The organism is Hydrogenophaga sp., from assembly GCF_041633695.1.
GTDB lineage: Bacteria > Pseudomonadota > Gammaproteobacteria > Burkholderiales > Burkholderiaceae_C > Hydrogenophaga.
The window spans coordinates 1-6,610 of the sequence record NZ_JBFJMY010000235.1; the positions used below are offsets into that span (position 1 = coordinate 1).

The following is a 6,610-nucleotide window of genomic DNA, read 5'->3' on the forward strand; positions in this document are numbered from 1 at the left end:
AAGTCGGTGACGCAAGAACAGCTCACGCCCATGGTGTATGTGCCCGGGCGCGAGGGGGCTTTGCAACTGGAGATGCTGGCGGCCACACGGCGCCTGGGGCTGGTGGGCTATCCGCTGGAGCCGCGCCTGGACAAGCTGTTGAGCGAAGTGGCCAGCGGGCAGCCGGTGCTGGTGCTGCAGAACCTGGGCTTGTCGTTTGCGCCGTCGTGGCATTACGCGGTGCTGGTCGGTTTTGACCGCGCACGCGAAGAGGTGGTGTTGCATTCGGGCACCACGGCGCGCTTGCGCATGTCCATGCGCACGTTCGAGTACACCTGGGCGCGCTCCGAGCACTGGGCCTTGCGGGTGAGCGCACCCGACCACATTCCCGCCAGTGCCGAAGCCGAGACCTGGACCCGCGCCGTGGCGGCGCTGGAACGGGTGGACCCGGCCGCCGCGCACACCGCCTACGCTGCCGCCTTGCGGCGCTGGCCCCAGGACCGCATCAGCTTGCTCGGCCTGGGCAACACGGCCTATGCCCAGGGGCAACTGGCCCGCGCAGAGGGCGCCTACGACATGGCGACCCGTGTGCACCCCGACTTTGCCGATGCCTGGAACAACCTGGCGCAGGTGCGCCTGGAACGCGGCCGCTTGCCGCTGGCGCGCCAGGCCATCGAGCGTGCGCTGGCCCTGGGCGGCCCGCGTCTGAACGACTACAAGGCCTTGCAACAGCGCCTGGAGTCGCGGCAACCGTAGCGGTTGTTCATTGACGCCCCACGGACGGCGTACCGCTCAGACCCAGGCTGTGCCAGGTGCGGCGCAACTGCGTATCCGACTGAAAACCCGCCAGCGCCGCCGCCTGCGTCACGTTGTGGCCCGAGCGCAAGGCCGCTTCGGCCACCGCGAGCCGGATCTGGCGCAGGTAGGTCAACGGCGAAATGCCGGAGTGCTCCAGAAACAGGCGCGCCAGGTGGCGCGTCGAAGTGCAGGCCACAGCCGCCATGTCGGTCAGCGTCCAGGCCCGCTCCGGTTGTTGGGACACCGCGTCCTGCACCCGGTGCATGGCCGCGTGCAGGTGGTTGCGGTGCAGCAGAAAGGGCGACAGTTCGGGGTCGTTGGGCCCCCGGCGCAAGGCCAGCACCATGCTTTGCGCCACCTGGGCCGCCAGCGCCGGGCCACACACCGCGGCAATGCGGTGCAGCATCAGGTCGATGCCGGTGGTCACACCCGCGCTGCTGCACAAGGGGCCGTCCTGCACGAAAACCCGGTTGGACAGCACCTCGCAATCGGGTGCCACCGCCGCCAGCTCCGCCAGATGGTGGTGGTGGGTGGTGGCGCGGCGGCGCGACAACAAACCCGCGTGCGCGGCGAGCAAGGCCCCCGCGCAGACCGTGACCAGCTCCAGTTGCCGCTCCACCAGTTTCAAAGGCCGCAACCAGTGCAACAAGTCCTGCAACTCGGGCGTGTCCACGGCGATGCGGCTGCCTGGCTGGCCGACCAGTACCAGCCAGGTCGGAGCGGGCCACGACGCGGGCAGGGCGGCTATGCCATGCACCTGTGCGCCCACCGACGTGGTGGTTTCGGGCCGAGGACCGATGAAGCGCAGCGCGAACGCCGGTGGCCGTTCTTGCTGCACCAGGCATTGGTTGGCGATGCGCAAGGCCTCCGCCGGGCCGGCCCAGTCCAGGATCAGGCTGTCGGGCATGAGCACGAACGCGACCTGGATCGGTGCAGCGCCAGCCGCCATCAGCCGCCTTCCCGGGTCCATTGAAAATCCAGCTGGCGTGCGGTGCGTTCGGCCAGCGCCAGATCCGCGAGGCGGGACACCAGGTGCAGGCTCATGTCGATACCGGCGCTGATGCCACCCGATGTCACCAGGCGGCCCTGTTCCACCCAGCGCACGCCGGTGCGCACCTCCAGCGCCGGAAACTGCCGGGCCAGGTCGGCGATGTCTTCCCAATGCGTGGTGACCGGGCCGTGCGTGAGCACGCCGCTGGCCGCGAGCACAAAGGCGCCGGTGCAGACCGAGGCGGTGAGGGCGGCACGCTGGCTGGTGGCGGCCACCCATGCCAGTGTGTCCGGGCAGGCCAGCACACCGTCGATCACGCCGCCGGGCACCACCAACAGGTCCACCGCCGGGCAGTCGGCAAAGCTGTGGGTGGGCAGCAGCGTCATGCCGGCGCGGGCGCGCACCGGCAGGTGCTGCCGCGCCACGCAGCTCACGGCAAACGGTGCCGCATCGTCTGGCGCCTGGCGTTGGTGCATACGGCTGGCGGTGGTGAACACTTCGTAAGGTCCGGCCAGATCCAGCGCTTCCACACCGTCGAACGCAAGAATGGCCACGTGCAGCGTGTGAGCGGCCCGGTTCATGCCAGCCGCTCCAGCGCTTGCTCCACGGTGCACAGGGTGGCGAAGCGGTCCTGAAGCACGGTGGTGGTGCGGGTCTTGATGTCTTGGGCGCTCAAGGTCTGGCCGTCGGGCTGGCGCATGTCGAAGGTCAGCGTGGCATCGGTGACGAAATCGACCGCGTAACCCAGGTCGGCGGCGTGGCGGGTGGTGGTTTCGCAGCACTGTTCGGTGCGGATGCCGCTGATCACGATGCGCTGGATGCCGTTGCGCACCAGCCATACGTCGAGTCCCGTGCCTATCAGGGCGCTGTGGCGCGATTTCTGCACCGTGAGCGCGGGCTCGAACGGTGCCAGGCCTTCGAGCGGGCGCACATGACCGGATTCGGGTGCAAACGGATTCGCCGCTGTGCGCGGACCATCGACGTGAAACACCCGGACCAGCGGCACACCCGCCCGGGCGGCGCCCTCGATCAAGGCGTTTTGTGCCGCCAGATACGCGGGCAGCAGCGCTTCGGTGAAGAAGGGGCGGCGTCGAAACGACTCTTGCACGTCGATCACGATCAGACAGGTTTTCATGGCAGGGCTCCGGTTGCTGTGGTTCAGCAGCCCATTGTTTATGCCATTCTTCTCGCTGTCTGCACACCAGGCAGACAGGCACCGATCAAATCAGGACATCAAGCCACGACCACGGCCGGTGCATCGCCGCGCGCCGCGATGACGCCGATTTCGAACACCGTTTCACCGAGTTCACGCAGCATGGCGGCGCAGGCCGGGGCCTGGTCGGCGGCGATCACCACCACCATGCCGATGCCGTTGTTGAAAGTGCGGTTCATCTCGGTGTCGTCGATGCCCGCGGTTTTTTGCAGCCAGGCAAACAGCTCGGTTTGTGGCCAGCTGCCTTTTTTCAGGTGTGCGGCCGTGCCTTCGGGCAGCACGCGGGGAATGTTTTCCAGCAGACCGCCACCGGTGATGTGGGCCAGCGCCTTGATGGGGTGGGCCGCCAGCGCGGCGAGCACGTTCTTCACGTACAGGCGGGTGGGCGCCATCACCGCCTGTTTGAACGGCTGGCCGTCCAGGGTCTCGGGCAGGTTGTCGCCCGCGCGTTCGATGCATTTGCGCACCAGCGAAAAGCCGTTGGAGTGCACGCCGTGCGAGGCCAGACCCAGCACCACGTCGCCGGGGGTGACGCTCTGGCCGGTCAGGATCTTGGCCTTTTCGACGGCACCGACGCAGAAACCGGCCAGGTCGTACTCACCGGCCGGGTACATGCCGGGCATTTCGGCGGTTTCGCCGCCGATCAGTGCGCAGCCGCTGAGCTCACAGCCTTTGGCAATGCCGCCGACCACGGCCGCTGCGGTGTCCACGTCGAGCTTGCCGCAGGCGAAATAGTCCAGAAAGAACAAGGGCTCGGCGCCTTGCACCAGCACGTCGTTCACGCTCATGCCGACCAGGTCGATGCCCACGGTGTCGTGCATGTTCCATTCAAAGGCCAGCTTGAGCTTGGTGCCCACGCCGTCGGTGCCGCTCACCAGCACCGGTTCTTTGTAGCGCTTGGGCACCTCGAACAGCGCACCAAAGCCGCCAATGCCGGCCAGCACGCCTTCGCGCATGGTTTTTTTGGCCAGGGGCTTGATGCGTTCGATGAGCGCATCGCCCGCATCGATGTCAACGCCGGCGTCTTTGTAGGAAAGGGGAGTGGTGCTGTGGGTCATGGCGCAAAGGGCTCGGCGTAAAAGGCGTTCGGTGGAGAGGAAAGAGGGCGGTCGCTGGGCGCCGTTCGGCCATTCAAAGCAGGACTTGGGCAGGCGCCGGGCGGGTTTGGGGAGCGGTTGCGGTGATGATGGGGGTGGCGGACTAGAATTTGGCCCTGATTTTAAGGGTTCGTCCCCAAGACGCCTGTTCTCCATCCACCTGTCCTCTTCCATGCAATTCACACCATTTCAAATCCGCAGCCTGGCCTGGGGCGCCATCGCGGTCGTGATCTGGCTCTTGCTGTGGCTGCTGGCACCGGTTCTGATGCCGTTTTTGCTCGCGGGTGTGCTGGCCTATGCGCTGCAGCCACTGGTCGAGCGCTTGCACCGTTTGCGCGTGCCGCGTTGGCTGGGCGCGGGTCTGGCCATCACCTTGCTCATGCTGGTGCTGCTGGCGGTATTTTTGCTCATCGTGCCGGTGATCACCAAACAGGTGCCGTTGCTGAAAGAGCAGGTGCCCGAGCTGCTGGACCGGCTCAACGAATTGCTGTTGCCCTTGGCGGCCCGTTTTGGGCTGGATCTGCAGGTCGACACCGGACAGGTGCGCGAATGGTTGCGCCAGCTCATCACCGGGCGCGAAAGCGAACTGATCAACGGCCTGCTGTCGTCGCTGCGCATCGGGGGCAGCGCCCTGGCGGCGGTGTTTGGCAACCTCATTTTGATGCCCATCGTCGCCTACTACCTGTTGCTGGACTGGTCGGGCATGGTGGCCCGCACCAAGGGCTTGATCCCACCCCGTTGGCAGGTGAGCACACAAAGCTTTCTGGACGAAACCGACGAGGTGCTGGGCCAGTATTTGCGGGGCCAGTTGCTGGTCATGGGCGTGCTGGCGGTTTTTTACACCGTGGCGCTGGCCTCGGTCGGTCTCAAGCTGGCATTGCCCATCGGCGTGTTCACCGGTTTGGCGGTTTTTGTTCCGTATCTGGGCTTTGGGCTTGGTCTGGTGATGGGCTTGCTGGCCGCGGTGTTGCAGTTCCAGAGTCTGCTGGGCGTGGCGCTGGTAGCGGCGGTTTACGGGGTGGGGCAGGTCGCAGAAAGCATGTACCTGACGCCGCGTTTGCTGGGCGAACGCATCGGCTTGCATCCCATTGCCGTGATCTTTTCCTTGTTGGCCTTTGGCCACTTGTTCGGATTTGTGGGTGTGCTGGTGGCCTTGCCGGCCAGCGCGGTGTTGCTGGTGGCGATTCGCCGTGCCAAACGCGGCTACATGGCCAGCGACTTGTACACCGATGCGCAGGGTGCGCTGCCACCCGCTGCCGACACCGACATGAACGGTCCTGCATGAGCACCGAACCCGGCGCCATGAAGCAGCTCGCGCTGGACATCGGCTTGTCGCCCGTGTCCACCTTGAGCAATTTTGTGCCGGCTGGCAACGAGGCCGCTGCGGAGCACCTGGCGCTCTGGGCGGGCAATCCCAAACGCTCGCCGGTTCCCACTTTCCTCTGGGGCGAGAGCGGCAGCGGCAAGTCGCATCTGCTGCGCGCGGTGCGCGAGGCTTTGCGCGACCAGGGCAGCCGGGTCGGCTGGATCGACGCCAGCACGCTGGACCCGAGCGAATTCGACGAACACTGGGACGCGGTCTTGCTCGACGACTGCCACCTCTACACCGCCGACCAACAGGCCGCCGCCTTCAACTGGTTCGTCAACGCCCAGAACCCGGCGCACGGCCCGGCGCGCTGGGTGCTGGCCGCCGCCGCCTGCCCGCCCGCCGATTTGCAATTGCGCGAAGATCTGCGCACCCGCCTGGGCTGGGGCCACGTGTTCCAGCTGCACGCGTTGGGCGAGACCGAACGCCGCTCGGTGCTGCGCCGCGCCGCCGACGAGCGCGGCGTGTTCCTGGGGGACGAGGTGATGGACTTCATGCTGCGGCGTTTCTCGCGCGACCTCTCCAGCCTCATGATGCTGCTCGATCAGCTCGATGCCTACGCCCTGCGTACCCAGCGCGCCATCACCATCCCACTGATCAAATCGATGTTAGAGAACGAATGACCGACCTTTCCACGGCGCTGGTACACAGCGCGGACCCCAGCGCCCCCAAACCCTTACGACTCGCGCTGTTCGACCTCGACCACACCTTGCTGCCGCTGGATTCCGACCACGCCTGGGGTCAGTTCACCGTGGCGCTCGGCTGGCGCGATGCCGAAACCCACACCCGGGCCAACGACGCCTTTTACAAGCGCTACCAGGACGGCACGCTGGACATTGCCGAGTACGTGCGCTTTGCCACCGAAGTTTTGCGCGAACACGGCATGGAGCAGGCCCAACAAGCCCACGAACGCTTCATGCAGAGCACCATCTTGCCCGCGCTGCGCGAACCGGCGCTGGCCTTGGTGCGGGCGCACCAGGCGGCGGGTGACACCGTGGTCGTCGTCACCGCCACCAACGAATTCGTGACCCGCCCGATCGCCCAGGCCTTTGGCGTGGACGAGTTGATCGCGGTCGAACTCGAACACGACGCACAAGGCCAGGTGACGGGTGAGATCCGGGGCACACCCTCGTTTCGGGACGGCAAAGTGCTGCGTGTGGAACAAT

8 protein-coding genes are annotated in these 6,610 nt (G+C 66.4%); 4 read left to right on the forward strand and 4 right to left on the reverse strand.

Features of this window, described 5'->3' with window-relative positions; translation table 11 throughout:
• On the forward strand, positions 1-735 hold a 735-nt coding region (locus tag ABYB95_RS14435), incomplete at its 5' end, for a PA2778 family cysteine peptidase (RefSeq protein ID WP_372659264.1).
• 7 nt (positions 736-742) lie between these two features.
• Here ABYB95_RS14435 and ABYB95_RS14440 read toward each other — a convergent pair.
• From ABYB95_RS14440 to purM, 4 genes are all read right to left on the reverse strand, one after another.
• Positions 743-1,747 (reverse strand): GlxA family transcriptional regulator, encoded by a 1,005-nt coding sequence (locus ABYB95_RS14440; protein WP_372659265.1) that lies wholly within the window; start codon positions 1,745-1,747, stop codon positions 743-745.
• On the reverse strand, positions 1,726-2,349 hold the full coding sequence (locus ABYB95_RS14445; protein ID WP_372659266.1) for a DJ-1/PfpI family protein: 624 nt from the start codon (positions 2,347-2,349) through the stop codon (positions 1,726-1,728). The genes ABYB95_RS14440 and ABYB95_RS14445 overlap by 22 nt, the downstream gene beginning before the upstream one ends.
• On the reverse strand, positions 2,346-2,903 hold the full coding sequence (locus ABYB95_RS14450; protein ID WP_372659267.1) for an isochorismatase family protein: 558 nt from the start codon (positions 2,901-2,903) through the stop codon (positions 2,346-2,348). Before ABYB95_RS14450 ends, ABYB95_RS14445 begins: the two co-directional genes overlap by 4 nt.
• Before the next feature lie 98 nt (positions 2,904-3,001).
• On the reverse strand, positions 3,002-4,039 hold the full coding sequence (gene purM / locus ABYB95_RS14455) for a phosphoribosylformylglycinamidine cyclo-ligase (RefSeq protein WP_372659269.1): 1,038 nt from the start codon (positions 4,037-4,039) through the stop codon (positions 3,002-3,004).
• A gap of 211 nt (positions 4,040-4,250) precedes the next feature.
• On the opposite strand from purM, the gene ABYB95_RS14460 reads away from it, so the two are divergent.
• From ABYB95_RS14460 to ABYB95_RS14470, 3 genes are all read left to right on the forward strand, one after another.
• Positions 4,251-5,363: an AI-2E family transporter gene (locus ABYB95_RS14460; protein ID WP_372659270.1), complete on the forward strand. Its 1,113-nt coding sequence runs from the start codon at positions 4,251-4,253 to the stop codon at positions 5,361-5,363.
• A 17-nt stretch (positions 5,364-5,380) separates the two neighbouring features.
• The gene (gene hda, locus ABYB95_RS14465) at positions 5,381-6,067 is read left to right on the forward strand and encodes a DnaA regulatory inactivator Hda (protein WP_372659272.1); all 687 of its coding nucleotides are present in this window, start codon (positions 5,381-5,383) and stop codon (positions 6,065-6,067) included.
• Positions 6,064-6,610, forward strand: a 547-nt coding sequence (locus ABYB95_RS14470; protein WP_372659271.1) for an HAD family hydrolase, incomplete at its 3' end; no start/stop codon positions are given. The genes hda and ABYB95_RS14470, both read left to right, overlap by 4 nt.